Genomic DNA, 25,269 nt, shown 5'->3' with positions numbered 1-25,269 from the left:
GGACCCGATGTCGGCGGCCGAGACCTCCAAGCTCCCCGCCGCGGGTCCGTGGCGGGAGGTGCCGCGTCGCCTCTCGGCGCTGTGGCGGCGCTCGCTGCAGTTCCGCACGGTCATCATAACGCTGGGCCTGTCGGGCCTCGCGATCCTCGTGATCGGCCTCTACATCTCGTTCAGCGTCGCGTCGAACCTGTTCCAGGCCCAGCGCGACAGCGTGCTCGAGGCCTCGAACAACGCGACCGCCGCGGCGCAGAGCATCCTCGACTCGTCGGATGCCACGGACCGGGCGTCGCTGCAGTCGCTCATGGGCTCGGCGGTCTCGACGATCACGAGCATCTCGGGGAGCTCCGACTACGCGATCTTCCGGGCCCCCGGGCAGCCCGCGAACTCCAGCGCACCGCCCGACCAGCTCAGTCGCGGGCTCGGCGGCGTCATCACGCCCGAGCTGCGGGCGCAGGTGCAGGAGAACCCGGGCGGGCAGTACTGGCAGTCGGTCGCGCTCACCGACACGGACGGCGGCACCGACCCCGGCATCGTCGTGGGCAGCACGCTGGACGTGCCGGCGGCCGGCCGCTACGAGCTGTACCTCGGGTACAGCCTCGCCGAGGCCGAGGAGACCCTCGCCTTCATGCAGGTCACCGGGATCGTCGGTGCGGCCGCCCTGCTCGCCCTGCTCAGCGCCATCACGCTCGTCGTCGTGCGCGGCGTCATCGAGCCGATCCGCGAGACCGCCGCGACGAGCCGCCGACTCGCGGCCGGCGACCTCGGCGTGCGGATGCCCGAGCGCGGCGAGGACGAGCTGGCGACGCTCGCCGCCTCCTTCAACGGCATGGCCGACAGCCTGCAGGCGCGCATCCGCGAGCTCGCCGAGCTCTCGGTCATGCAGCAGCGCTTCGTGTCCGACGTGTCGCACGAGCTGCGCACCCCCCTCACGACGATCCGCCTCGCGGGCGACGTGCTCTACGGGCAGCGCGAGGACTTCCCGGGGCCGACCTCGCGCACGGTCGAGCTCCTGCACACCCAGACCGACCGGTTCGAGCGGCTGCTCGCCGACCTGCTGGAGATCAGCCGCTACGACGCCGGCAGCGTGACGCTCGCGACCGAGCCGACGAACCTGGTGCACCTCGCGGGCGACGCGATCGAGTCGATGCACGAGCTCGCGTTCGAGCACGGCAGCGAGCTTCGCCTCGTCGCGCCCGGCGGGCACCTCGACGCCGACGTCGATCCGCGCCGCATCAAGCGCATCGTGCGCAACCTCATCGGCAACGCCATCGAGCACGGGGAGGGCCGACCCATCGTCGTCGCGGTCGACAGCAACGAGACGGCCATCGCGCTCTCGGTGCGCGACTACGGGATGGGGATGAGCGAGGAGGAGACGGCCCGCGTCTTCGACCGCTTCTGGCGCGCGGACCCGAGTCGCACCCGGACGATCGGCGGCACCGGCCTCGGGCTCGCGATCTCGCTCGAGGACGCCGTCGCCCACGGCGGCAGCCTCGACGTCTGGTCGAAGCCCCGACAGGGCACGGTGTTCCGCCTCACCCTGCCGCGCACCCCCGATGCCGCGGCGGTCGTCTCACCGCTGCCGCTCGAACCCGACGACCCGTCCGCCGACGCGCCGCCGCCCACCGGGGCGACGGGCGCGATCGAGGCGGAGCTCGCCGAGCGGGAGGTGCATGATGCGTAGGCGGCTCGCCGCGGCATCCGTCGCCCTCGTCGCCCTGCTGCTCGCGGGGTGCGCGTCGATCCCGACCTCCGGTCCGGTGCAGGCGGGGGACCCGCAGTCGGCCGACGCCGCGAACGACGTCGACATCCTCGTGCCCGGCCCCGCCGACGGCGCGACCCAGTCGGAGATCCTCGAGGGGTTCATCACCGCCGCACTGAGCCCACGCAACAACTACCAGGTGGCACGCGAGTTCCTCACGGCGGAGTTCGCCGACGAGTGGCAGGCCGACGCCGGGGCGACCATCGACGTGCTCGCCGATCGGGAGCTCGTCGCCGTGAACGAGACCACGATGCGCGTCGACGCGACCCCGGCCGCGGCGCTGCTCGAGAACGGGCAGTACGAGGAGCCCGACGTGCGCACCCCGATCCCGCTCGACTACCGGTTCGAGCAGGTCGACGGGGAATGGCGCATCTCCAGTGCGCCGACGGGGATCCTCATCGACCGGATCGGGTTCACGCAGGTGTTCCGCGAGTACCCCCTCTACTTCCTCGACCCGACGTTCGAGTACTTCGTCCCCGACGTGCGCTGGTTCTCGGGGCCCGAGTCCGCGCAGACGAGCATCGTGCAGGCGATCCTGGCGGGACCGGCCGAGTGGCTCGCCCCCGGCGTGGTGTCGGCCTTCCCCGAGGGCGTCGAACTCGACCCGGCCGCCGTGCCCGTGTCGGGCGGCGTCGCGAGCGTCTCGCTCGTCGGAGCGGCGTTCGAGGACCTGTCGACCGTGCAGCGCATGCAGGCCCAGCTCGACGCGAGCCTCGTCGGCGTGCGCAACATCGACTCGGTCGCGCTCACGCTGAACGGCGTCGATCCCGCCGCGCCGCCGCTGACGCCCGAGCCCGTGCGGAACCCCCGCGTCGACCCGCGCAGCGTCGTCTACGACGGCGAGACGTTCGGGTACCTCGCGACCTCGGGCGAGGGGATCGATCCGATCGCGGGCATCTCCGACACGGTCGCGACGCTGGCGCCCACCGGCGCGTCGCTCGGGCTCGACGCCGAGGCGGTCGCCGTGCGGAACGAGAACGGCGTCTGGGTGGTGCGCTCCGACGAGGAGGCCGTGCTCCTCGACCCGCGCGACGGGCTCGTCACGCCGGCGATCGACGGGCAGGGCGTCGTGTGGTCGGTCCCCGCGAACCTGCCCGACCAGCTGGCGTGGTTCGCCCCCGACGGCGACACCGCGCAGGTGCCGGTGCCGTGGTCGGGCTCCACGATCGCCGCGATCGAGGTGTCCCGCGACTCGACGCGCATGGCGGCGCTGCTCTCCGACGGCGGGCGGACGCACTTCGTCGTCGCCTCGATCGAGCGGGGGGCCGACGGCCGGCCGGTCGGCCTCGGGCCGACGGTGCTCGACCTCGCCGACGTGCCGGGCACGGCGCTCGACGTGGCGTGGCTCGACTCGCGGAGCGTCGCATCGATCACCGGGATCGACGGGGGCGCGACGCGCATCGTCACGCAGGAGCTCGGCGGCTTCGCCCGCGACCGCGACGGCCCCGCGAGCGGCGTGCTCATCGACGGCGGCAACAACGACCTGCGGGTGCTCACGGCCGCCGGCGACCTCGACGTGGCGAGCGGCGTGGGCTGGCAGGTCCGCGCGGGCGGCATCCGGTTCATCGCGTCGCAGCAGCCCGGCTGACGCCGCGCGTCGGCGTCACGGCGACCCGTCCTCCACATCAGCGGAACGCCGGGCGGTCGGATTCAGCGGGGTCCGGTGCTTCCGCGCGGCCCGACCACGGCGGCGAGACTGGGGCATGCCCTCGGATGCTGCGCCCGGCCGCGTCGTCACCGGCGCCCGGTCCCCGTTCGCGACGATCCGCCGTTCGGCGCTCGACGCGCTCGCCCTGCTCGTGCCGGTCGCATGCGCGGGATGCGGCGAACCCGACCGCTCGGTGTGCCCGGCGTGCGTCGCCGCCCTGCGCCCTGCGCCGCGTCTCGTGCACCGCGATGCCGTCTCGGCCTGGGCGGCCCTCGACTACGCGGAGGTCGCCGCCCGCGTGATCGGCGCGTACAAGGACGGGGCGCGAACGGATGCCGCGGCGCCGCTGGCCACCGCCCTCGCCGCGTCGATCTGCGCCGCGCTCGACGGCCTGCCCGCCGGCTCGATCGAGGTCTGCACCGTGCCGTCGACCCGGGCCGCGATGCGGCGGCGCGGGTACGCGCCCGTGGAGGCGCTGCTCGCCCGCCGCGGCATCCGATCATCACGCGTGCTGCGGCCCGCCCGGGCCCGTGACGACCAGGCCGGGCTCGGCGCGGACGCACGCCGGCTCAACGCGGACGGCGCGCTGGCCGCCCCCGCCGACCTCCGCGGGCGGCGCTTCCTGCTCGTCGACGACATCCTCACGACGGGTTCGACGCTCGCCGAGACGGCCCGCGCGGTGACCGCGGCAGGGGGATCCGTGGCGGCCGCGGCGGTGCTCGCGCAGACCCCGCTGCGTCGTGCGGGACGCTTGGCCGCTTCTCAGGAGACACCCCGTGACATCCCGAGCGCGGCAGACTACGGTGGCAGGACAGGCGTGGTCGATCCACCCTTCAGATCCGGGTGACACGCCGGTGGATGGAGGTCGTCATGGAACTGAACATCGTTGGACGAAACCTGGGAATCACCGATCGCTTCCGCTCATATGCAGCGGAGAAGGCCGAGAAGGTGACCCATCTCGCCGAACGGGCGATCTCCCTCGACGTCAAGCTGAGTCGTCACAACGAGAAGAACGGCAACACCGGGCTCGACCGCGTCGAGCTCACCCTGGTCGGCAAGGGGCCCGTCGTGCGGGCGGAAGCCGACGGTTCCGACAAGTACGCCGCGTTCGACGTCGCCCTCGGCCGACTGCTCGAACGCATCCGCCGCGCGAAGGACCGCCGCAAGGTCCACCGCGGCCAGCGCCGGCCCACCTCGCTCCGCGAGGCGACCGACATCGGCTTCGCCGAGGTCGGCGTGCAGGCTGCAGCGCCCGAGGTGCTCGAACAGGTGCGCACGGGCAGCATTCCGGTCGTCGAGGAACAGCCCCAGGCGACCGAGGAGGACGACGTCTACTGCCCGGTGGTCATCCGCCGCAAGGTCTTCGCGTCCACCCCCATGACCGTCGACGACGCGCTCTACTTCATGGAGCTCGTCGGCCACGACTTCTACCTCTTCGTCGACTCCGAGTCGGGCCGGCCCAGCGTCGTCTACCGCCGCAAGGGCTGGGACTACGGCCTGATCGGCCTCGATGACCGAGCGGATGCCACGTCCGACGCATCCGTCGACGAGTACGAGCGCGCCACGGCCTGACACCGGGCGCCGTCGCGGGCCGGACGCGAGCCGAGGGCTCGCCTCCGGCCCGCGCTCCATGCAGCGGGCTCCCCGTCGGCACCCAGCCTCCAGCCCGCTAGCATGGCTATGATGACCGTCTGCACGGCGGTGACGGGCGTGCCCTGCGGTTCCGAACGAGGAACACGACGCCCGACGACTACAGGAGACAATTCGTGGCTTCGATTCTGGAAAGGGTCCTCCGCGTCGGCGAGGGCCGCACACTCCGACGACTCGAGAACTACGCGGCGGCGATCAACGCACTCGAAGACGACTTCGCGGCCCTCAGCGACGAGGAGCTGAAGCACGAGACGGTCGAGCTCCGCGAGCGCTACGGCAACGGCGAGTCCCTCGACGACCTGCTGCCCGAGGCGTTCGCGGCGGTCCGCGAGGCGAGCCGTCGCACGCTCGGCCTGCGTCACTTCGACGTCCAGCTCATGGGCGGCGCGGCGCTGCACCTCGGCAACATCGCCGAGATGAAGACCGGTGAGGGCAAGACCCTGGTCGCGACCACGGCGGCCTACCTCAACGCGCTGACCAGCCGCGGCGTGCACGTCGTCACGGTCAACGACTTCCTCGCGAGCTACCAGTCCGAGCTCATGGGCCGCGTGTTCCGCGCGCTCGGCATGACCACCGGATGCATCGTGGCGGGCCAGACGCCCGCCGTGCGCCGCGAGCAGTACGCGGCCGACATCACCTACGGCACGAACAACGAGTTCGGCTTCGACTACCTGCGCGACAACATGGCGTGGCAGGCGGCCGACATGGTCCAGCGTGGACACCACTTCGCGATCGTCGACGAGGTCGACTCGATCCTGATCGACGAGGCCCGCACCCCGCTCATCATCTCGGGCCCGGCCTCGGGCGAGGCGAACCGCTGGTTCACCGAGTTCGCGCGCCTCGCGCAGCGCCTCGTGTCCGGCGAGGACTACGAGGTCGACGAGAAGAAGCGCACCGTCGGCGTCCTCGAGCCCGGCATCGAGAAGGTCGAGGACTACCTCGGCATCGAGAACCTGTACGAGTCGGCGAACACCCCGCTCATCTCGTTCCTCAACAACTCGATCAAGGCGAAGGCGCTCTTCAAGCGCGACAAGGACTACGTCGTGATGAACGGCGAGGTGCTCATCGTCGACGAGCACACCGGCCGCATCCTCGTGGGCCGCCGCTACAACGAGGGCATCCACCAGGCGATCGAGGCGAAGGAGGGCGTGCAGGTCAAGGCCGAGAACCAGACCCTCGCCACCGTCACGCTGCAGAACTACTTCCGCCTCTACGAGAAGCTCTCGGGCATGACCGGCACCGCCGAGACCGAGGCGGCCGAGTTCATGTCGACGTACAAGCTCGGCGTGGTGCCGATCCCCACCAACAAGCCGATGGTGCGCATGGACCAGCCCGACCTCGTCTACAAGAACGAGGAGGCCAAGTTCGCGCAGGTCGTCGAGGACATCGTCGGCCGGCACCAGAAGGGCCAGCCCGTGCTCGTCGGCACGACGAGCGTCGAGAAGAGCGAGTACCTCTCGCGGCTCCTCGCGAAGAAGGGCGTCCGCCACGAGGTGCTCAACGCGAAGAACCACGCCCGCGAGGCCGCGATCGTGGCGCAGGCCGGCCGACTGGGCGCGGTCACGGTGGCCACCAACATGGCCGGGCGCGGCACCGACATCATGCTCGGCGGCAACGCGGAGTTCATGGCCGTGCAGCAGATGCACGAGCGGGGCCTCAGCCCGGTCGACACTCCCGATGAGTACGAGGCGGCCTGGGACGGCGTCTTCGACGGCGTCAAGGCCGAGGTCGAGAAGGAGGCCGACAAGGTCATCGGCGCGGGCGGGCTGTACGTGCTCGGCACCGAGCGCCACGAGTCGCGCCGCATCGACAACCAGCTGCGCGGTCGCTCCGGCCGTCAGGGCGACCCGGGCGAGAGCCGGTTCTACCTGTCGCTGACCGACGACCTCATGCGCCTGTTCAACGCCGGCGCCGCCGAGAGCCTGATGTCGCGCGGCGTGCCCGACGACGTGGCGATCGAGTCGAAGGTGGTCACCCGCGCCATCCGCTCGGCCCAGTCGCAGGTCGAGGCGCGCAACGCCGAGATCCGCAAGAACGTGCTGAAGTACGACGATGTCCTCAACCGGCAGCGCGAGGCGATCTACTCCGACCGCCGCCACATCCTCGAGGGCGACGACCTGCACGAGCGCACGCAGAACTTCCTCGAGAACGTCATCGACGAGGTGCTCGACCAGCACACCGCCGACGGCAACCCCGACGAGTGGGACTTCGACGCGCTCTGGACCGAGCTCAAGACCCTCTACCCGATCGGCATCACGATCGACGAGGTCGTCGCCGAGGCGGGGGAGAAGGGCCGGATCAACCGCGAGTTCATCCGCCGCGAGATCATCTCCGACGCCAAGCACGCCTACCAGCGCCGCGAGCAGCAGCTCGGCAGCCCCGCGATGCGCGAGCTCGAGCGCCGCGTCGTGCTCTCGGTGATCGACCGCCGTTGGCGCGACCACCTCTACGAGATGGACTACCTGAAGGACGGCATCGGCCTGCGCGCCATGGCCCAGCGCGACCCGCTCGTGGAGTACCAGCGCGAGGGCTACGCGATGTTCCAGCAGATGATGGGCTCCATCCGCGAGGAGACGGTCGGCTTCCTCTTCAACCTCGAGGTCGAGGTCGCCGCCCAGGGCGCGACCGGAGCGACGATCGAGGCGAAGGGCCTCGGCCGCCAGGGCGCCTCCGACGACAGGCTGAGCTACTCCGCGCCCAGCGACTCGGGCGGCGTCGAGGTGCGCAACCAGCGTGGGCAGGTGCAGCAGGCGGCGACGCAGCGCGCCCGTCGTGCGGTCGCGCAGCAGCAGGCGCCGCAGCAGGTCGAGGCAGCCCGGGGTGCATTCGGCCAGCGCACCGAGGGTGACGGCCAGCCCGCCCCGCAGAACCGCGCCGAGCGACGCGCCCAGGAGCGCAAGGGCCGCTGAGCTCGAAACCGACGCGCCGCGCCCCGATCACGGGGCGCGGCGCATCCGTCGTTGCACGGGAAGGCACGCGGCGTGCGACGAGGACCGTTACAGCACGCTGATGGCGCTGGCGCGCCAGCGCTGGTCGAGGCCCTCGAGTCGGATCGCGACCGCGCGTGAGCGAGCCCGCTGGTGCACCATCACGACGGCCTCGACCACGCCGTCGACCGGTTCGCAGGTGCGCACCCGGCCGACCGTGAACGCCGGGCGCTGCGGCGCCTGCCCTTTCACACGTCGTGCGCGGGCGGCGAGGACGACGCGCTTCGACAGGTTGCGGTAGACATCGTCGGTCACCCAGCGCGCGAGCTGCTCGAGGTCGCGCGCCCCGGCGAGCACCTCGATGACGCAGTGCGTGAGGTTGCGGAGCAGTTGCTCGGGATCGGGGAGGTCTCTGCGGCGAGCGGGCTGACGACCGAAGTACTCGTCGTCATCGTCGAGGAACTGGCGGGCAGGACCTCGCGCCAGGGCGTGGCCGGCGGCAGGGCGTGCGGTCATCTCGGCTCCATGAGGGGTGGCCGCGGCCTCTCGACCGGCGGCAGGATCACCCCCGATCGGGGGTGATGAGGGATCCTTGAGTGAACCGTATTGAGCGGCCCCGAGGCGTGTCAAGGAAATTCCCGGACTGTGGAGAATCGAGGGCTGCGCGGGTCCTGCGGGGTAACGTTCGTGCATGCGCTGGGACCTGCTGTTCGACGATCTCGAGTCCCAGCTCGACCAGGAGCAGCGCGACGAGGAGCGGGCGCTCGCGCTCGAGGAGGAACGCCTGCGGCTCGCGCGCCTGACGCTCCGCGACCGGCTGATCGCCCTCTCGCGCGCGGGCGACGGGGGGTCGATCGCGGTCCGCGTGGAGCTCATGGGCGGAACGGAGCTCCAGGTCCGACCGCTCGCGTTCGGCCGCGACTGGATGAGCGCGACCGTCGCCGAGTCCGGCCGCGGCCCCGGGCAGTGCCTCGTCCCGTTGGGCGCGATCGCCGCGGTGCTCCCGTCGCGCTCGCAGGTCGGGCCGAGCCTGGAGCCCGGAACCCAGGGGTCGGGCCGCCTCTCCGAGCGCATCGGGCTGCCGTTCGTGCTGCGCGACCTGTGCCGTCGTCGCACGCCGATCCACCTCACGACCAAGGACGGCCGCGTGCACGGCACGATCGATCGCGTCGCGCGGGATCACCTCGACCTCGCGGTGCACGAACCGGGAACCGCACGACGGGACCGCGATGTCCGCGGTATCCGCATCGTGCCGATCGGCCGGATCGTGCTCGTCGCGTTCGACTAGGGCGTGTCAGGCCGGTCGGGGGATCGATCCTTCGCGGCGGACACGTCGACGCAGACGACTCCCGTGTTGCCGTCCTGGTCGGCGATCACGGTGAGCCCGGGCGAGTCGCTGTCGTCGACCAGGGTCCCACCCGCGGCGAGGGCGGCGGCGATCCGTTGCTCGGCCACCTCGGCCGCCACGTAGACCTCGACGTGGAACCGCCGACTCGGGGCGCCGGGCTGGTCGGCGTCCCCGAACCACAGGTTCGGCACCCGTCGGGTGGCGTCCCGGATCTCGTCGCTGGGGGACCCTCGGCCCTGGGATGCGGCGCTCCCGGTCAGCAGGGCGGCCCACACCGGTGCGATGGTCGCGGAGCGGGTCGTGTCGAGCCCGAGCTCGATCTCGCTGACCGAGGCCGGGTCGGCGGTGAGCCGGTGGTCCGCGGCGATCTCGGTGATCCGCCGCGCGAGGTCGACGTCCTGCTGGGTCACCCATTCGACGACGTGTTCGGTGCCCTCGTCGTCGCGGTAGATGGCATCGTCGCTGACCAACTCGAGGTCGACGTGGCCCGTGCCGATCGACACGCGCGGATGGTGGCCGAGCGCGTCGCCCGCCTCACCCACCGCGACGACGAACCGTGCGCCGGTGCCGAAGTCGTCGACCACGTACCGGGCATGCAGTCCCTGGGCCAGCTTGCGCCAGTCGGTCAGGTCGGCCGCGGCGATCTGCTCCCCCCTCAGCATGTCCATAGTCGGGGAGGCTATCGCGAATCCGGCCGCAGCGGCATCATCGCGGGACGCGCCCTAGTCGACCGGACGCAGCCGGGCGGTGCGCGCCCCGGAGAGCTCGACGATGTTCGCGAACTCGCCCTGCTGCCACGCGGAGTGCCGGCGCGTGAGCTCGTACTGCTCCTCGATCCACACCTCGAGCTGCGTGCGCTCGATGCGCCATGGACCCGAACTGCCCACGCGGATGGCCGGGAGCTCGCCGGATCGGATCAGCTCGTCGACGGCCGCGACGTCGACGGCGAGGATCTCGGCCGCGTCGGCGACGGTGAGGAACCGGCCGATCTGGTCGCCCGAACCTGGAGCGGTCATGCATCAAGTATCGACCCGGCGCCCTCGGGCGGACGCCGGTGTGGATAACTTCGCGGCGTCCTCACGGATTCGCGCCACGATGATCCCGGCGCCGGAGCGCCCCGACCGGAAGGATCCCGATGCCCCGTCGACCGGAACGCTCGGAGCGCGGCGCGCTCCGGCTCGACCCGCGTCTCGTCATCGGCGTGGTGCTCGTGGCGGCGTCGACCACGGGCGTCTGGGCGCTCGTGACCGGGCTCGACGACTCGATCGACGTGTACGCGGTACGCGACACCGTCGTGCCGGGCACCCGCGTCACGGTCGACGATCTCGCCGTCGAATCGGTGCGGCTCGGGCCGCTCGCCGACGCCTACCTCGCGCCGGGCGACGTGCCCGACGACGGCCTGGTCGTCGTCAGGACGGTCGAGTCGGGCGAACTGGTCCCGGCGACCGCGGTCGACGACGCCGACCGCACGGGGCTCGCCACCGTGGTCGTGCCGAGTCGCGGCGCACTCCCGAGCGGGCTCGGCACGGGCTCGACCGTCGACGTCTGGTCGGCCCGGCTCATCGAACGCGGCGCATACGAGCCGCCCGCCGTGCTCGTCGCGGCCGCCGAGATCGCCGCGATCCACGAGCCGGAGGGCATGGTCGAGTCGGGCGGTCCGGCCGTCGAGCTCCTCGTGCCGCGCGAGAAGGTCGCCGCCCTGCTCGAGGCGCTCGCCGCGGGCGACGCCATCGACCTCGTGCCCGCCCGGCCGAGCGGAGACTGATGGCACGGCTCGCGCTGGCCCTCGACCCGTCGACGGAGGATCGCCTGCTGGCCGACGTCGTCGAGCACGGCCACACCGTCGTCGCCCGGCTCGTGGGCTGGCGCGACCTCGTCGAGAGCCTCGACGTGCTCGCTCCCGAGGTCGTGCTGGTCGGAGCGGCGCGCGTGAGCCTGAGCGCCGACCTGCTCGCCGCGTGCGACGAGCGCGGCATCCGTCTCGTCGCCCTGGCCGCGAACGATGCGGAACGCGCACATGCCGCACAGCTCGGACTGCACGAGGTCCTCGACCGCTCGGCGGCCTGGCGCGACATCGAGGAGCTCGTGAGCGGCGGGGTTCCGGTGCCCTCGCGGCTCGGCGACGCCCGGCGCGCCCCCCGCCGCACCGGAGAGCTGGTCGCGGTGTGGGGACCGGCGGGCGCACCGGGCCGTACCACGATCGCCGTGAACCTCGCCGCCGAGATCGCGGCCGCGGGTCACTCGGTCGCGCTGGTCGACGCCGATCCGTACGGCGGTGCCGTGGCGCCGTCGCTCGGCCTGCTCGACGAGGCGCCCGGCTTCGCATCCGCATGCCGGCTCGCGGGCGGCGATGCGCTCGACCGCTCGGAGCTCGAGCGCATCGCCCAGCGCTACTCGGCGCCGCGCGGCTCGTTCGACGTGTTCACCGGACTCGTCGGGCCGAGCCGCTGGCCCGAGCTGGCGCACGACCGGGTGACCGCAGCCCTGCAGGCCATCGCCGCACGGAGCGAGTTCGTCGTCGTCGACACGGGCTTCAGCCTCGAGCGCGACGAGGAGCTCACGAGCGACCAGTTCGCACCACGGCGGAACGCCGCGACGTTCGCCGCGCTCGCCGCCGCCGATCGGGTGGTTGCCGTCGGGCTCGCCGATCCGGTCGGCCTGTCCCGCCTCCTGCGCGGCCACGCCGACCTCGTCGAGGTGGTCGAGCCCGACCGCATCGACGTGATCGTCAACCGCGTGCGGTCGGCGGCCCTCGGCATCGACGCCCACGCGCAGGTTCGCCAGACGCTGCGCCGGTTCGCGGGCATCGGCGATGCCACGCTGCTGCCGCACGACGGTCGGGCGACGGATGCCGCGACCCTCACCGCGCGCACCCTGCGCGATGCGGCGCCACGCAGCCCGCTGCGCACCGCGCTCCGCGAGTACGCGCTCGAGCACCTCGTGCCCGTGCCCGAGCCGGTGAAGCGTCGCGGATTCGGGTTCGCCCCGGGCCGTCGTCCCGTCGCGAGCTGAGCGTTTCCGCCCGGCAGGCCGCACGGGAGGCACGCACTACGCTGGGTCTGTGTCGACCCTCAGTGAACTCGTCCTCGCCCAGGGCCGCAGCAGTCAGGCCGACGTCGACTGGCTGCACATGCTCGTCGGCGACCTGCAGCTGCTCGCCGACCTCGCCTTCGCCGACATCGTGCTGTGGGTGCCGTCGGGCGACGACGACTTCGTGGCGGTCGCGCACTCGCGGCCGTCGAGCGCTGCGACGCTGTTCTACCGGGACTTCGTCGGCCAGCCGATCAAGTCGCAGTGGCGCGACCTCGTCACGCAGGCGTTCGAGACGGCCGCCATCGCCGACTCCTCCGCGCCCGACTGGTACGAGGAGATGCCCACGCGCGTGCGCGCCGTGCCCGTGATGCGGCGGCTCTCGGCCACCGGCACCGAGCTCGCGCCCGAGCCGGTCGCCGTCATCACCCGCCACACCAACCTCGGGGCGACGCGCACGCCGAGCCGGCAGGAGCTCACGTTCAACGAGTGCGCCGAGGAGCTCTTCCAGATGATCGCGTCGGGGGACTTCCCCGACCTGGGTGCGCCCACCGGGCCTCGTCGCGGTGCGCCCCGCGCCTCCGACGGCCTCATCCGCCTCGACGTCGACGGCATCACGACGTTCGCCAGCCCGAACGCGCTCTCGGCCTTCAACCGCATGGGCTTCGACGACGAACTCGAGGGGGAGTCGCTCGCCGAGGTCACCACGCGCCTGCTCAGCGGAAAGCTCGTCGTCGACGAGTCGCTGCCGCTCGTCGTCACCGGCCGTGCGCCGTGGCGCACCGACGTGGAGTCGCGCGGCGTGACCGTGTCGCTCCGGGCGATCCCGATCCGCCGCCGCGGCGAGCGGGTCGGCGCCATCGTGCTGAGCCGCGACGTCACCGAGCTCCGCCACCAGGAGCAGGAGCTGATCACGAAGGACGCGACGATCCGCGAGATCCACCACCGCGTCAAGAACAACCTGCAGACCGTCGCCTCGCTCCTGCGCATCCAGGCACGGCGCACGCACTCCGACGAGGCGCGCGACGCGCTCACGCAGGCCATGCGCCGCGTCGGCGCCATCGCGGTCGTGCACGACACGCTCTCCGAGGGACTCACGCAGAACGTCGACTTCGACCAGGTGTTCGACCGGGCGCTGCTGCTCGTCGCCGAGGTCGCCTCGGCGCACAACACGACGGCGCACCCGAAGCGCTCGGGCTCGTTCGGCGTGCTGCCGAGCGAGTACGCGACCCCGCTCGCGCTCGCCCTCACCGAGCTCGTGACGAACGCGGTCGAGCACGGGCTCGCGGGTCAGGAGGGTGACGTGGAGATCATCGCCGACCGTTCGCCGACCATGCTCACCGTGCAGGTCCGCGACACCGGGTCGGGCCTGCCCGAGGGCAAGGTCGGCGAGGGCCTCGGCACGCAGATCGTGCGCACCTTGATCCAGGGCGAGCTCGGCGGCACGATCGACTGGCACACGGTCGTCGGTCGCGGCACCGAGGTGACGATCGAGGTGCCGCTGCGGTGGATCACGGCGGAATAGGGCTGGTGCGGCGGATGCCGCGCGGGCGATGCCGCCCGCCGGCGATCAGCCTGCGCGACGCGCGCGGGCCGCGCGACGCTTGAGGGCGCGACGCTCGTCCTCGCTGAGGCCGCCCCACACGCCCGAGTCCTGTCCGGTCTCGAGGGCGTACTGGAGGCAGATCTCGGTGACGGTGCACCGGGCGCAGACAGCCTTCGCCTTCTCGATCTGGTCGACGGCGGGACCAGTGTTGCCGACGGGGAAGAAGAGTTCCGGGTCAGCGGTGAGGCAGGCGGCTTTGTCGCGCCAATCCATGGAGATGCTCCTTGTGGTTACTTCGTTCGCAGACGCGCACGATTGCGCGAAGCCCGAGTCGGGCTTGTGCTGCAGGGGGAAAGCCGAATCTCGGGAAGTAGGATCATGACTGATCGGCTCACGTCCCTGTGAGCATCAACTCGGCCTCATAAATGGTCGCATAGCGGAGAGATCGAATCAATAGTCGTGCTTGGGATAACCCTGTGAATCGGGATCGCGCCGAGGGAGACATGCCGCCCGCGGCATCCGCTTCAGGAGGCGTGAAGGTCGCCCTCGTGGTCGTCTCGGCGATCCTCGTCCTCGAGGCGCTGGCGCTCATCGCCGTCGTGGTGTGGCTGGTCGTCGACCTGCTGGCGCTGCAGCCGTCTTCGTACGCCACCGCGATCGCGCTCATCGTGCTCGTGCTGGTCGGTGCGGCCTGGGTCTCGGCGGTGGCGATCGGCTCGCTGCGCCGCGCGCCGTGGACGCGGGCCGGTGCGATCGTGTGGCAGGTGCTGCAGGTCTCGATCGCGGTCGGCGCGTTCCAGGGGCTGTTCGCGCGTCCCGACGTCGGCTGGCTGCTGCTCGTGCCCGCGGTCGTCGTGATCGGGCTGCTGCTCTGGACCCCGGTTCGGCTCGCCTACACCCGCCCCGAGCACGAATCGGCGCCCGGCGCCGACTGACGTCGAGCTCCGGGCGCCGGGAGGAACGAGGCGCGAGTCGAGGTGGCTACAGCCCGAGCTCGCGGCCCACGCGGGCGACGTGGCCGGTCGCCTTCACGTTGTACCAGGCCTTCTCGATGCGCCCGTCGGCGCCGATGACGAAGGTCGAGCGGATGCTGCCGACGACGACCTTGCCGTAGAGCGACTTCTCGCCCCACACGCCGTAGCGCTGCTGCACGGCGAGGTCGGCGTCGGAGAGCAGGGTGTAGTTCAGGCGGTCGCGCTCGGCGAAGGCCTTGAGCTTCGACACGTCGTCCTTCGAGACGCCGACCACTCGCACCCCGGCGCCGGCGAACGAGTTGAGGTTGTCGCGGAAGTCGCACGCCTCGGTGGTGCAGCCGGGGGTCATCGCCTCGGGGTAGAAGTACAGCACCACGCGCGAGCCGCGCAGCGAGGAGAGGGTCATCGGGTTGTCGTCCTGGTCGTGGAGCGTGAAATCGGGAGCGAGATCGCCGGGGGCGAGACGTGCTTCGGTCATCCGTCCATGCTAGGCAGCGACCCTGAGTGCGACGTGCGACGGGCACCCTCGAACGAGGCGGGCGCGCGGCATCCGTTGCTCAGGCGAAGGTCGCGAGCAGCCGCTGCAGCGAGTCGAGCCGGGCCCGCCCGGTGTCGCCGAGCTCGCCCGCCTCCACCGCCTCGATGATGGCGCAATCAGGGGAGTCGGGCAGGTGGGTGCAGCCGCGCGGGCAGTCCTCGGCGATGCGCGCGAGGTCGGTGAATGCGCCGAGGATGTTCGCGGGGTCCACATGCCCGAGGCCGAACGAGCGGACGCCCGGGGTGTCGATGACCCAGCCGGTGCCGCCGGCTCCCTCGACGCGCAGCGACACCGTGGACGACGAGGTGTGGCGGCCGCGGCCGGTCACCTCGTTGACGCGGCCGATCGCGCGGTCGGCGCCGGGGACGAGGGCGTTGACGAGCGTCGACTTGCCGACGCCCGAGTGCCCCACGAACACCGTGCGATGGCCGATGAGGGTGCGCGTGATCTCGTCGAGCGGCATGTGCTCGGTGCTCGAGCGGAACACCGGGAGGTCGAGGCCGGCGAAGTTCTCGAGGAACTCCGCGGGGTCGGCGAGGTCGGTCTTCGTGATGCACAGGATGGGGCGGATGCCGGCGTCGTACGCCGCGACGAGGTAGCGGTCGACGAGCCGGATGCGCGGCTCGGGGTTCGCCGCGGCCACGACGATGAGCATCTGGTCGGCGTTCGCGACGATGATGCGCTCGACCTCGTCGGTGTCGTCGGCGCTGCGTCGCAGCAGCGTGGAGCGCTCGCCGATCCGCACGATGCGGGCGAGCGTTCCCGGCTCGCCGCTGGTGTCGCCCACGAGGTCGACGCGGTCGCCGGTGACCACCGACTTGCGGCGCAGCTCGCTCGCCCGGGCGGCCGTGATGTCGCGCTCGTCGGGCTCGCCCTCGTCGACGAGCACCGCGTAGCGCCCGCGATCGACGCCGAGGACGGTTCCGGAGACGGCATCGGCGTGCTCGGGGCGCACCTTGGTGCGCGGTCGGCTGCCGCGACGGTTGGGACGCACGCGCACGTCGGACTCGTCGTACTCGGGCTCGTCCTCGTCGTCGTCCGCGTCCCACCAGCTCATGCCAGCATCTGCTCCCAGAGCTTCGTGAACTGCGGCAGCGTCTTCGAGGTGGAGCCGATGTCGTCCACGACCACGCCGGGCACCGCGAGGCCGATGATCGCGCCCGTGGTGGCCATCCGGTGGTCGGCGTAGGCGCGCCAGGGACCGCCCGTGAGCGCGACGGGCTCGACGCGCAGCCCGTCGTCGAGCTCGGTGACCCGGCCCCCGAGGCCGTTGAGCTCGGCGGCGAGGGCCGCGAGCCGGTCGGTCTCGTGGTGGCGGATGTGGCCGATGCCCGAGAACGTCGAGGGGCCGTCGCCGAACGCGGCCAGCGCGACGAGGTTCGGCACGAGCTCGCCCGCCTCCGAGAGGTCGAGGTCGACGCCCCGGATGCCGCGACCGCCGTCGGCGGCGGGCTCGGGCGCGTGCACGGTGAGCCGGTCGTCGTCGAGCGAGACGCGGGCGCCGAACCGGGGGAGGAGCTGGGCGAGCTGCGCGCCGACCTGCGTGGTCTGCGCGGGCCAGCCGGTGATCGTGACCTGTCCGCCGGCGACGAGCGCGGCCACCAGGAACGGCGCGGCGTTCGACAGGTCGGGTTCGATCGCCACGTCGACGGCGGCGATGGCACCGGGCTCGACGACCCACCGACCCGGCTCGGGGCTGGCGACGTCGACCCGGCGTGCGCGTAGGGTCTCGATCGTCATCTCGATGTGCGGCAGGCTCGGAAGCCGCTCGCCGGTGTGCCGGAGGTCGAGCCCGCGCTCGAAGCGGGCCGCGGAGAGGAGCAGCCCCGACACGAACTGGCTCGAGGCCGAGGCGTCGATGGCGAGCTCGCCGCCCTCGACCCGCCCGGTGCCGTGGACGGTGAAGGGGAGTGCGCCGCGGCCGTCGTCGTCGAGGTCGACGCCGAGCGCCTGCAGGCCATGGATCGAGCCGCCCATGGGGCGACGCCGGGCGCCCTCGTCGCCGTCGAACGTCGTCGGTCCCAGCGCGAGCGCCGCGACCGGCGGCAGGAAGCGCATCACGGTGCCGGCGAGTCCGCAGTCGATCGTGGTGGAGCCGAGGAGCTCGTCGGCCGGGATGACGCGGAGGTCGTCGCCGAATCCGCCGGTGCCCGGCATCCGCTCGAACCGGGTGCCCAGGGCACGGAGCCCCTCGACCATGAGCTCGCTGTCGCGCGACCAGAGCGGCGCGTGCAGCGTGGACGGCCCGTCGGCGAGGGCGGCGAGCACGAGCTCGCGGTTCGTGAGCGACTTCGATCCCGGAATGGCGACGACCGACTCGAGCGGTGCCGTCGCGGTCGGCGCGAGCCACCCCGCGTCGGGCTCCTGCTGGCGGTTGTCGCCGTAGGGGTCGAACTCGGGTGCGGAATACCTCGAAATCTGCATCGGTTATCAACAGTAGCGTCCGAGGAGAAAAGAAGGAGTTGGTGCGCGTGACGGTGGCGATGCTCGAGCGCCCGGCGGTCGTCGAGAGAGACGATCTAGGATGGCCGGTGATGACTGGCGACGAGATCGAGACCACGTCCGACGACGCGGCCACCCCTGCCGACGAGCGCAGCCTGGGCGAGCTCTTCGAGGAGCAGGCGCTGCCGTTCCTCGACCAGCTGTACGCCGCGGCCCTCCGCATGACCAAGAATCCCGCCGACGCGCAGGACCTCGTGCAGGAGACGTTCGTGAAGGCGTTCGCCGCGTTCGGGCAGTTCAAGCAGGGCACCAACCTGAAGGCCTGGCTGTACCGCATCCTCACGAACACCTTCATCAACAGCTACCGCAAGAAGCAGCGCGAGCCCTATCAGGGCACGATCGACGACCTCGAGGACTGGCAGCTCGGCGGAGCCGAGTCGACGACCGCGCGGTCGAGCCGATCGGCCGAGGCCGAGGCGATCGACCACCTGCCCGACAGTGCCGTGAAGGACGCCCTGCAGGCACTGCCCGAGGACTTCCGCCTCGCCGTGTACTTCGCCGACGTCGAGGGCTTCTCCTACCAGGAGATCGCCGACATGATGAACACCCCCATCGGGACCGTGATGAGCCGCCTGCACCGTGGCCGGCGGATGCTTCGCGAGTCCCTCGCCGACTACGCCAGCGAGCAGGGGTTCGCGGGCGCGACGGCGCAACCAACCACCAGGAGGCAGAGCATGCCCAGGAGCGCGAGATGACCGACTGCGGCTGTGAGAAGGCACGGGCGGAGCTCGAGGAGTACCTGCACCACGAGCTGTGCCGTGAGGATGCCGCGGACATCCGCGAGCACATGGAGAACTGCGCCGACTGCCGTGGCGAGTACCGCGTCGGCATCGCGATCACCGAGGTCGTGCAGCGCGCCTGCAAGGAGAGCGCTCCCGAGGAGCTGCGCACCGTCGTGCTCGCGCGCATCCGCGACATCCAGTCGGACCACGGCGTCCTGCTCGTCGACTGAGGGCCCGAGCCTGAGCGGCTGAGCGCCCATCCCGCTCGCGTCGCGTTGCGCGCGGCAGGACCGGCGGGCGGTTCCGTCTTTCGGTGGAAGTGAGCCGGCGGCACCCGTCCGTAACGTCGGTCGGGATGGAACCCTCGAACCGCACCCGTCCCGAATCGACGCCCTCCCGCGTGCCCACGTGGCTGCGGGCCCTGATCCCCGCCGTCCTCATCCTCGTCTGGTTCGGCGCCTTCGGCGCCGGCGGCGCATCGTTCGGGGCGCTCAGCGACCTCGTCGAGAACGAGCAGGCGCAGTTCCTGCCGGCCGACGCCGAGTCGACGCGGGCGCAGGACCTCCAGGCGGCGTTCCGGTCGGCCGACGTGATCCCCGCGATCGTCGTGTACGAGCGCGACGGCGGCATCACCGCGGCCGACGAGCGTGCGATCGAGGCCGACGCGGCCGCCTTCCAGGACGTCGAGGGCGTCGTCGACGACGGGGTCTCGCCGCCGGTCGCGTCCGACGACGGCGAGGCCGTCGAGGTGTTCGTGCAGCTCGACGCCGGCGCCGAGACCGATGTCGTGGTCGGCGAGCTGCGCGACCGCGTCGCCGGGACATCGGGCGACGGGCTGCAGGCCGCCGTGACCGGACCGGCCGGATTCACGACCGACCTCGTCGCGGCCTTCGCGGGCATCGACGGACTGCTGCTCCTCGTCGCGTTCGCGGCCGTGTTCGTCATCCTGGTGATCGTCTACCGATCGCCCCTGCTGCCCGTCATCGTGCTCGGCACCAGCCTCACCGCGCTCTGCGCGTCCGTGCTCGCGGTCGTCGCGCTCGCCCGTGCCGACGTGCTCGTGCTCAACGGGCAGACGCAGGGCATCCTGTTCATCCTCGTCATCGGGGCCGCGACCGACTACTCGCTCCTCTACATCGCTCGATACCGCGAGGCGCTGCACGTGCACGAGCGGAAGTGGGACGCCACGTGGGCCGCACTGCGCGGATCGTGGGAGCCCATCCTCGCGTCGGGGGGCACGGTCATCGCCGGGCTGCTCATGCTGCTCGTCTCGGAGCTCACGAGCAACAAGATCCTCGGCCCCGTGTCGGCCATCGGCATCCTGTTCGCCCTGCTCGCCTCGCTCACGCTGCTGCCCGCCCTCATGCTCTGGGCCGGACGCGCGGCGTTCTGGCCGGTGCGGCCGCGGTTCGGCGCCCACGTCGAGTCGGACGACGTGGTCGGCCGGCGCGGGGTGTGGCAGAAGGTCGCGCGCCTCATCGCGCGGCGCCCTCGCGTCACGTGGATCGCGTCGACGCTGCTGCTCGCCGTCATGGCGATCGGCATGACCCAGCTGAAGGCCGACGGGGTGCCGTCGAGCGAGTTCGTGCTCGGCGAGTCGCAGGCCCGCGACGGGCAGGCGCTGCTGAGCGCGCACTTCCCGGGCGGATCGGGCACCCCGGCGGTGGTCTTCGCGCCCGAGGACGACCTGCAGGCGGTCGCCGACGTGCTGCTCGCCACCGACGGCGTCGAGGCCGTCGCCGTCGTGTCGGACGACTCGCCGAGCGGCTCCCTGCCGGTGACCGACGAGGGCATCCAGCCGCTCGGACCTCCCGGCACGCCCGCGGGCGAGCCGACGGTCGTCGACGGGCGGGTGCAGCTCGATGCCACACTCGCCGACGCGAGCGACTCCGACGCGGCCGAGCAGGTCGTGGCGACCCTGCGTGCCGAGCTCGCCGACGTCTCGCCCGAGGACTCCGTCCTCGTCGGCGGCACGACGGCCGTGGCGCTCGACACGAAGGACGCATCGATCCGGGATCGGAACCTCATCATCCCGCTCGTGCTCGCCGTGATCCTCGTGATCCTCATGCTGCTGCTGCGGGCGATCGTGGCGCCGCTGCTGCTCATCGGCACGGTGGTGCTCTCGTTCGCGGCCGCCCTCGGGGTCTCGGCGCTCGTCTTCGACGGCGTCTTCGGGTTCCCCGGTGCGGATCCCGTCGTGCCGTTGTTCGGCTTCGTCTTCCTCGTCGCGCTCGGCGTCGACTACAACATCTTCCTGATGACCAGGGTTCGGGAGGAGAGCGCGCGGCACGGCACCCGCGACGGCGTGCTGCGCGGGCTCGTGGTGACCGGCGGCGTCATCACCTCGGCGGGTCTCGTGCTCGCCGCGACGTTCGCGGCGCTCGGCGTGCTGCCGATCCTGTTCCTCGCGCAGATCTCGTTCATCGTCGCGTTCGGCGTGCTGCTCGACACGTTCCTGGTGCGGTCGCTGCTCGTGCCCGCGCTCTCGTACGACCTCGGCCGCGTGATCTGGTGGCCGTCGCGGCTGTGGCGTTCGGGCGCCGCCGAGCCGTCGCGGGGCGATGCGGTGGAGTCGATCGAGTCCGAGGCGGCCGACCTCGCCGAGCACCGCGAGCCGGTGCACCGCGCCTGACCGGACGCGGGCTGCGCCCGACATGCGAAGAGCGGATGCCGCGAGGCATCCGCTCTTCGTCGTTCGAGGTCGGGCTACAGCTCGAGCGCCCGGCGCACCAGCTCGGCCTGCTCGGCGGCGTGGCGCTTGGCCGACCCGGTCGCCGGCGACGCGGCCGACGGACGGGCGACGACGGAGACCGGACGCGGTCCGAGCTTGTTCGTCTCGATGATGAAGAACGGCCAGGCGCCCTGGTTCTCGGGCTCCTCCTGGGCCCACATGAGCTCGGCGTTCGGATACGAGTCCGCGACGGCCTTCAGCTCACGAGCGGGGAGCGGGTAGAACTGCTCGAGGCGCACGACCGCGATCTCGGGGTTGGGGTTCTTCTCGAGCCCGGCGATGAGGTCGTAGTAGAACTTGCCCGAGACGAACACCGCGCGCTTGACGGCGGCCTTGTCGGTGATGCGGGCGTCGTCGATGACCGGCTCGAACCGGCCGCTCGTGAAGTCGGACACCTCGCTCGTCGCACCGCGCAGTCGCAGCATCGCCTTCGGCGTGAAGACCACGAGCGGGCGGCGGGGCCGAGCATACGCCTGGCGGCGCAGCAGGTGGAAGTACGACGCCGGCGTCGACGGGCGGGCGACGGTCATGTTGTCCTCGGCGCACATCTGCAGGTACCGCTCGATGCGGGCGCTCGAGTGGTCGGGTCCCTGTCCTTCGTAGCCGTGGGGGAGCAGGAGCACGACGCTGGAGCGCTGGCCCCACTTCTGCTCGGCCGAGGAGATGAACTCGTCGACGATGGTCTGCGCGCCGTTGGCGAAGTCGCCGAACTGCGCCTCCCACAGCACGAGCGCGTCGGCCCGCTCGACGGAGTAGCCGTACTCGAAGCCCATCGCGGCGTACTCGCTGAGCAGCGAGTCGTAGATCCAGAACTTGGCCTGGTTCTCCGAGAGGTTCTGCAGCGGCAGCCACTCCTGGCCGTTCACGCGGTCGTGGAGCACCGCGTGGCGCTGCACGAAGGTGCCGCGGCGGGCGTCCTGGCCGGCGAGGCGCACCGGAGTGCCCTCGAGCAGGAGGGAGCCGAGCGCGAGCAGCTCGCCGAAGCCCCAGTCGATCTTGCCGTTGCGGCTCATGTCGAGGCGCTTCGTGAGCAGCTGCTGGATCTTCGGGTGCACGGTGAAGCCGGCGGGCTTGTTCTCGAAGGCGTCGCCGACGGCGTGCACGACGTCGAGCGAGACGCCCGTGGTCTCGAGCTCGCCCGAGGCGGGCTCGGGTTCGCGGGTCGACTCGGTGGCGCCGATGATCGGGATCGCGCCGGTCTGCGCGGCGTGGGTCTCGGCGAAGGCGCGCTCCATGCGGTCCTGGAAGTCGCGGTGCGCCTCCTCGTACTCCTCCTCGGTGATGTCACCGCGGCCGACGAGGGCCTCGGTGTACAGCTTGCGCACGGAGCGCTTCGCCTCGATGAGGTTGTACATGAGCGGCTGCGTCATCGACGGGTCGTCGCCCTCGTTGTGGCCGCGGCGGCGGTAGCAGACGAGGTCGATGACCACGTCGCGCTTGAACTCCTGGCGGTAGCGGAACGCGAGCTCCGCGACGCGCACGACGGCCTCGGGGTCGTCGCCGTTCACGTGGAAGATCGGGGCCTGGATCGTCTTCGCGACGTCCGTCGAGTAGATCGACGACCGCGCGTCGCCCGGGACGGTGGTGAAGCCGACCTGGTTGTTGATGTTGACGTGGATCGTGCCGCCCGTGCGGTAGCCGCGCAGCTGCGACATCTGCATGGTCTCGACCACGATGCCCTGGCCGGCCATGGCCGCGTCGCCGTGGATGAGGATCGGCAGGGTCGAGAACGTGCCGATCGGCTTGCGGTCCTGCTTGGCGCGCACGATGCCCTCGAGCACGCCGTCGACCGCCTCGAGGTGCGAGGGGTTCGCGGCGAGCGACACGGGCACCTGGTTGCCGTCGTCGGCGGTGAAGGTGCCCTCGGTGCCGAGGTGGTACTTCACGTCGCCGGAGCCCGAGGAGGCCCTCGTGTCCTGGGTGCCCTCGAACTCGCGGAACACCTGGCCGTAGGTCTTGCCCGCGATGTTCGTGAGCACGTTGAGCCGGCCGCGGTGCGCCATGCCGATGGCGACCTCGTCCATGCCCTCCTTGGCCGCGCCCTGGAGGATCTCGTCGAGCAGGGCGATGACGGACTCGCCGCCCTCGAGGCTGAACCGCTTCTGGCCGACGTACTTCGTCTGCAGGAAGGTCTCGAACGCCTCGGCCTCGTTGAGCTTGGCGAGGATGCGCATCTGCTCGTCGTGCGACGGCTTCTCGTACTTGCGCTCGACCTCGCCCTGGATCCACTTGCGCTGCACCGGGTCCTGGATGTGCATGTACTCGATGCCGATGGTGCGGCAGTACGAGTCGCGCAGCACGCCGAGGATGTCGCGCAGCAGTGCCGTGCGCTTGTCGCCGAACCCGCCCGTCACGAACTCGCGGTCGAGGTCCCAGAAGGTGAGGCCGTGGCTCGCGATGTCGAGGTCGGGGTGCGAGCGCTGCACGTACTCGAGCGGGTCGATGTCGGCCATCATGTGGCCGCGCACGCGGAAGGAGTTGATGAGCTCCTGCACGCGGGCGGTCTTGTCGATCGCGCTCGCGATGTCGACGGAGATGTCGGGCGCCCAGCGGATGGGCTCGTAGGGGAGGCGGAGCGCGGCGAACAGCTTCTCGTAGAAGTCGCGCTGCCCGATGAGCAGCTCGTGGACCTTCTTCAGGAACTCGCCCGACCCGGCGCCCTGGATGACGCGGTGGTCGTAGGTCGACGTGAGGGTGATCGTCTTGCCGATCGCGAGGTTCGCGAGGGTCTTCTCCGACGAGCCCTGGAACTCCGCCGGGTACTCGAGGGCGCCGGCGCCGATGATGCAGCCCTGGCCCTTCATGAGGCGCGGGACGGAGTGCACGGTGCCGATGCCGCCCGGGTTGGTGAGCGAGATCGTCGCGCCCTTGAAGTCGTCGGCGGTGAGCTTGTTCGTGCGGGCGCGGGTGACGAGGTCCTCGTAGGCGGTGAGGTACTCGTTGAAGGTCATCGTCTCGGCGCGCTTGATGGCGGGCACGAGGAGGGCGCGGGTGCCGTCGGGCTTCGGGATGTCGATCGCGATGCCGAGGCCGATGTGGGCGGGCTTCACCATCGCCGGCTTGCCGTCGGTCTCGGTGTAGTAGACGTTCTGGCTCGGGAACTCCTTGAGCGCCTGGATGAGCGCCCACCCGATGAGGTGCGTGAACGACACCTTGCCGCCGCGGGTGCGACGGAGGTGGTTGTTGATCACGATGCGGTTGTCGATCATGAGCTTCGCCGGCACGGTGCGCACGCTGGTCGCGGTCGGCACGGTGAGGCTCTGGTCCATGTTGGCCGCGAGCGTCTTGGGGAGGCCCTTGAGCACGACGACCTCGTCTTCGAGGATCGCGTCGGCGACGACGGGCTGCGGGCTCGTGATCGGCACGTCGGCCGGGACGGGCGCCGTGCGCGGCGCGACCGACGTGGTGCGCGCCTCGGGGGCCTGGCCGATGACCGGCGAGGGCGCCGTGGCCGGCGCGGGCTCGACGGCGGCGGATGCCGCGGGCGGCGCGGCCTCGGACGCCGGAGCCTGGGGAGCGGCGGGCGCCGCCGGTGCGGCGGGAGCCGCCTGCGCCGGTGCGGCCTCTGCGGCCGGGGCGGGTGCGGCTGCTTCGGCGGGGGCGGCCTCGGGAGCCGCCGCCTGCTCGGTGGCGGCGCCGTCGCCGCCGGCGCGGACCTGGCGGTAGTGCTCGAGGACCGGCCACCAGGTGCGGTCGACGGACTCGGGATCGGCGACGTACTTCTCGTACATCTCGTCGACGAGCCATTCGTTGGCTCCGTACTCGCCCGCGGTCTTCTCCTCGGACCCCGACCCGGTCAATTGGCTCGACACAGCCTCTCGCCCACTCTCTCCGTTGATGCTGGATTCCTCTGCCGGCGATCGGCCCGTGCGCGCACGCACCCGTGCCCGATCA

General features: G+C 71.6%; 21 protein-coding genes. 13 read left to right on the top strand and 8 right to left on the bottom strand.

Annotation, left to right across the window (positions count from 1 at the left end; all coding sequences use genetic code 11):
* Window positions 1-7: 7 nt before the first annotated feature.
* The 5 genes from mtrB (at window position 8) to secA (ending at window position 7,966) form a co-directional block, all read left to right on the top strand.
* Entirely contained in the window at window positions 8-1,681 is a 1,674-nt protein-coding gene (mtrB, locus tag FYC51_RS01605; RefSeq protein ID WP_148731943.1) for an MtrAB system histidine kinase MtrB, read from the top strand.
* Window positions 1,671-3,347 (top strand): LpqB family beta-propeller domain-containing protein, encoded by a 1,677-nt coding sequence (locus FYC51_RS01600; protein ID WP_148731942.1) that lies wholly within the window; start codon window positions 1,671-1,673, stop codon window positions 3,345-3,347. Before mtrB ends, FYC51_RS01600 begins: the two co-directional genes overlap by 11 nt.
* A 115-nt stretch (window positions 3,348-3,462) precedes the next feature.
* The gene (locus tag FYC51_RS01595; protein ID WP_148731941.1) at window positions 3,463-4,254 is read left to right on the top strand and encodes a ComF family protein; all 792 of its coding nucleotides are present in this window, start codon (window positions 3,463-3,465) and stop codon (window positions 4,252-4,254) included.
* 23 nt (window positions 4,255-4,277) lie between these two features.
* Complete coding sequence (gene hpf, locus FYC51_RS01590) at window positions 4,278-4,979, top strand: ribosome hibernation-promoting factor, HPF/YfiA family (protein WP_148731940.1); 702 nt, start codon at window positions 4,278-4,280, stop codon at window positions 4,977-4,979.
* A gap of 194 nt (window positions 4,980-5,173) precedes the next feature.
* A complete protein-coding gene (gene secA, locus FYC51_RS01585) occupies window positions 5,174-7,966 on the top strand; it encodes a preprotein translocase subunit SecA (RefSeq protein WP_148731939.1) in 2,793 nt (930 codons plus the stop codon).
* Window positions 7,967-8,053: 87 nt separating this feature from the next.
* On the opposite strand, the gene FYC51_RS01580 is transcribed toward secA, so the two are convergent.
* Window positions 8,054-8,500, bottom strand: coding sequence for an Rv3235 family protein (locus tag FYC51_RS01580; protein WP_187432443.1), 447 nt, complete (start codon window positions 8,498-8,500; stop codon window positions 8,054-8,056).
* A 175-nt stretch (window positions 8,501-8,675) separates the two neighbouring features.
* On the opposite strand from FYC51_RS01580, the gene FYC51_RS01575 reads away from it, so the two are divergent.
* Window positions 8,676-9,272, top strand: coding sequence for a hypothetical protein (locus FYC51_RS01575; RefSeq protein WP_148731938.1), 597 nt, complete (start codon window positions 8,676-8,678; stop codon window positions 9,270-9,272).
* Here the strand turns inward: FYC51_RS01575 and FYC51_RS01570 are convergent.
* The gene (locus FYC51_RS01570) at window positions 9,269-10,000 is read right to left on the bottom strand and encodes a 4a-hydroxytetrahydrobiopterin dehydratase (RefSeq protein ID WP_148731937.1); all 732 of its coding nucleotides are present in this window, start codon (window positions 9,998-10,000) and stop codon (window positions 9,269-9,271) included. The genes FYC51_RS01575 and FYC51_RS01570 overlap by 4 nt on opposite strands.
* A gap of 54 nt (window positions 10,001-10,054) precedes the next feature.
* Window positions 10,055-10,348, bottom strand: coding sequence for a helix-turn-helix domain-containing protein (locus FYC51_RS01565; protein ID WP_148731936.1), 294 nt, complete (start codon window positions 10,346-10,348; stop codon window positions 10,055-10,057).
* A gap of 119 nt (window positions 10,349-10,467) precedes the next feature.
* Between FYC51_RS01565 and FYC51_RS01560 the strand changes: the two genes are divergently transcribed.
* Genes FYC51_RS01560 through FYC51_RS01550 form a run of 3 tightly spaced genes read left to right on the top strand, consistent with a single transcriptional unit; the run spans window position 10,468 to window position 13,887 of the window.
* Window positions 10,468-11,097, top strand: a complete 630-nt coding sequence (locus FYC51_RS01560) for a hypothetical protein (protein WP_148731935.1) — start codon at window positions 10,468-10,470, stop codon at window positions 11,095-11,097.
* Window positions 11,097-12,344, top strand: a complete 1,248-nt coding sequence (locus FYC51_RS01555; RefSeq protein ID WP_148731934.1) for a CpaE/TadZ family protein — start codon at window positions 11,097-11,099, stop codon at window positions 12,342-12,344. Before FYC51_RS01560 ends, FYC51_RS01555 begins: the two co-directional genes overlap by 1 nt.
* Window positions 12,345-12,393: 49 nt before the next feature.
* On the top strand, window positions 12,394-13,887 hold the full coding sequence (locus tag FYC51_RS01550) for a sensor histidine kinase (RefSeq protein WP_148731933.1): 1,494 nt from the start codon (window positions 12,394-12,396) through the stop codon (window positions 13,885-13,887).
* A 45-nt stretch (window positions 13,888-13,932) separates the two neighbouring features.
* Here the strand turns inward: FYC51_RS01550 and FYC51_RS01545 are convergent, their stop codons facing one another.
* Window positions 13,933-14,181 (bottom strand): WhiB family transcriptional regulator, encoded by a 249-nt coding sequence (locus FYC51_RS01545; RefSeq protein WP_055859573.1) that lies wholly within the window; start codon window positions 14,179-14,181, stop codon window positions 13,933-13,935.
* A 203-nt stretch (window positions 14,182-14,384) separates the two neighbouring features.
* Between FYC51_RS01545 and FYC51_RS01540 the strand changes: the two genes are divergently transcribed.
* Window positions 14,385-14,843, top strand: a complete 459-nt coding sequence (locus tag FYC51_RS01540) for a hypothetical protein (RefSeq protein ID WP_187432442.1) — start codon at window positions 14,385-14,387, stop codon at window positions 14,841-14,843.
* A gap of 46 nt (window positions 14,844-14,889) precedes the next feature.
* Here FYC51_RS01540 and bcp read toward each other — a convergent pair whose 3' ends face one another.
* From bcp to aroA, 3 genes are all read right to left on the bottom strand, one after another.
* Window positions 14,890-15,360: a thioredoxin-dependent thiol peroxidase gene (gene bcp, locus FYC51_RS01535; protein WP_148731932.1), complete on the bottom strand. Its 471-nt coding sequence runs from the start codon at window positions 15,358-15,360 to the stop codon at window positions 14,890-14,892.
* Between the two features lie 79 nt (window positions 15,361-15,439).
* Complete coding sequence (rsgA, locus tag FYC51_RS01530) at window positions 15,440-16,477, bottom strand: ribosome small subunit-dependent GTPase A (protein ID WP_148731931.1); 1,038 nt, start codon at window positions 16,475-16,477, stop codon at window positions 15,440-15,442.
* Window positions 16,474-17,844 (bottom strand): 3-phosphoshikimate 1-carboxyvinyltransferase, encoded by a 1,371-nt coding sequence (gene aroA, locus FYC51_RS01525; RefSeq protein ID WP_148731930.1) that lies wholly within the window; start codon window positions 17,842-17,844, stop codon window positions 16,474-16,476. Before aroA ends, rsgA begins: the two co-directional genes overlap by 4 nt.
* 110 nt (window positions 17,845-17,954) lie before the next feature.
* On the opposite strand from aroA, the gene FYC51_RS01520 reads away from it, so the two are divergent.
* The 3 genes from FYC51_RS01520 (at window position 17,955) to FYC51_RS01510 (ending at window position 21,276) form a co-directional block, all read left to right on the top strand.
* Window positions 17,955-18,617 (top strand): sigma-70 family RNA polymerase sigma factor, encoded by a 663-nt coding sequence (locus FYC51_RS01520; protein WP_187432441.1) that lies wholly within the window; start codon window positions 17,955-17,957, stop codon window positions 18,615-18,617.
* Window positions 18,614-18,874, top strand: coding sequence for a zf-HC2 domain-containing protein (locus tag FYC51_RS01515; RefSeq protein WP_148731929.1), 261 nt, complete (start codon window positions 18,614-18,616; stop codon window positions 18,872-18,874). The genes FYC51_RS01520 and FYC51_RS01515 overlap by 4 nt, the downstream gene beginning before the upstream one ends.
* 125 nt (window positions 18,875-18,999) lie before the next feature.
* The gene (locus tag FYC51_RS01510; protein WP_148731928.1) at window positions 19,000-21,276 is read left to right on the top strand and encodes an MMPL family transporter; all 2,277 of its coding nucleotides are present in this window, start codon (window positions 19,000-19,002) and stop codon (window positions 21,274-21,276) included.
* 74 nt (window positions 21,277-21,350) lie between these two features.
* On the opposite strand, the gene FYC51_RS01505 is transcribed toward FYC51_RS01510, so the two are convergent.
* Entirely contained in the window at window positions 21,351-25,187 is a 3,837-nt protein-coding gene (locus tag FYC51_RS01505; RefSeq protein ID WP_148731927.1) for a multifunctional oxoglutarate decarboxylase/oxoglutarate dehydrogenase thiamine pyrophosphate-binding subunit/dihydrolipoyllysine-residue succinyltransferase subunit, read from the bottom strand.
* Window positions 25,188-25,269 lie beyond the last annotated feature (82 nt).

The sequence above is a fragment of the Agromyces mariniharenae genome (assembly GCF_008122505.1).
GTDB classification, from domain to species: domain Bacteria; phylum Actinomycetota; class Actinomycetes; order Actinomycetales; family Microbacteriaceae; genus Agromyces; species Agromyces mariniharenae.
This window is presented reverse-complemented; position numbering and strand designations above follow the sequence as displayed.

Bases quoted from the DNA above. Each gene is read 5' to 3' on its own strand.
- mtrB (WP_148731943.1), top strand. From the start codon at position 8: ATGTCGGCGGCCGAGACCTCCAAGCTCCCCGCCGCGGGTCCGTGGCGG.
- FYC51_RS01600 (WP_148731942.1), top strand. From the start codon at position 1,671: ATGATGCGTAGGCGGCTCGCCGCGGCATCCGTCGCCCTCGTCGCCCTG.
- FYC51_RS01595 (WP_148731941.1), top strand. From the start codon at position 3,463: ATGCCCTCGGATGCTGCGCCCGGCCGCGTCGTCACCGGCGCCCGGTCC.
- hpf (WP_148731940.1), top strand. From the start codon at position 4,278: ATGGAACTGAACATCGTTGGACGAAACCTGGGAATCACCGATCGCTTC.
- FYC51_RS01580 (WP_187432443.1), bottom strand. From the start codon at position 8,500: ATGACCGCACGCCCTGCCGCCGGCCACGCCCTGGCGCGAGGTCCTGCC.
- FYC51_RS01575 (WP_148731938.1), top strand. From the start codon at position 8,676: ATGCGCTGGGACCTGCTGTTCGACGATCTCGAGTCCCAGCTCGACCAG.
- FYC51_RS01570 (WP_148731937.1), bottom strand. From the start codon at position 10,000: ATGGACATGCTGAGGGGGGAGCAGATCGCCGCGGCCGACCTGACCGAC.
- FYC51_RS01565 (WP_148731936.1), bottom strand. From the start codon at position 10,348: ATGACCGCTCCAGGTTCGGGCGACCAGATCGGCCGGTTCCTCACCGTC.
- FYC51_RS01560 (WP_148731935.1), top strand. From the start codon at position 10,468: ATGCCCCGTCGACCGGAACGCTCGGAGCGCGGCGCGCTCCGGCTCGAC.
- FYC51_RS01555 (WP_148731934.1), top strand. From the start codon at position 11,097: ATGGCACGGCTCGCGCTGGCCCTCGACCCGTCGACGGAGGATCGCCTG.
- FYC51_RS01545 (WP_055859573.1), bottom strand. From the start codon at position 14,181: ATGGATTGGCGCGACAAAGCCGCCTGCCTCACCGCTGACCCGGAACTC.
- bcp (WP_148731932.1), bottom strand. From the start codon at position 15,360: ATGACCGAAGCACGTCTCGCCCCCGGCGATCTCGCTCCCGATTTCACG.
- rsgA (WP_148731931.1), bottom strand. From the start codon at position 16,477: ATGAGCTGGTGGGACGCGGACGACGACGAGGACGAGCCCGAGTACGAC.
- aroA (WP_148731930.1), bottom strand. From the start codon at position 17,844: ATGCAGATTTCGAGGTATTCCGCACCCGAGTTCGACCCCTACGGCGAC.
- FYC51_RS01520 (WP_187432441.1), top strand. From the start codon at position 17,955: ATGACTGGCGACGAGATCGAGACCACGTCCGACGACGCGGCCACCCCT.
- FYC51_RS01515 (WP_148731929.1), top strand. From the start codon at position 18,614: ATGACCGACTGCGGCTGTGAGAAGGCACGGGCGGAGCTCGAGGAGTAC.
- FYC51_RS01510 (WP_148731928.1), top strand. From the start codon at position 19,000: ATGGAACCCTCGAACCGCACCCGTCCCGAATCGACGCCCTCCCGCGTG.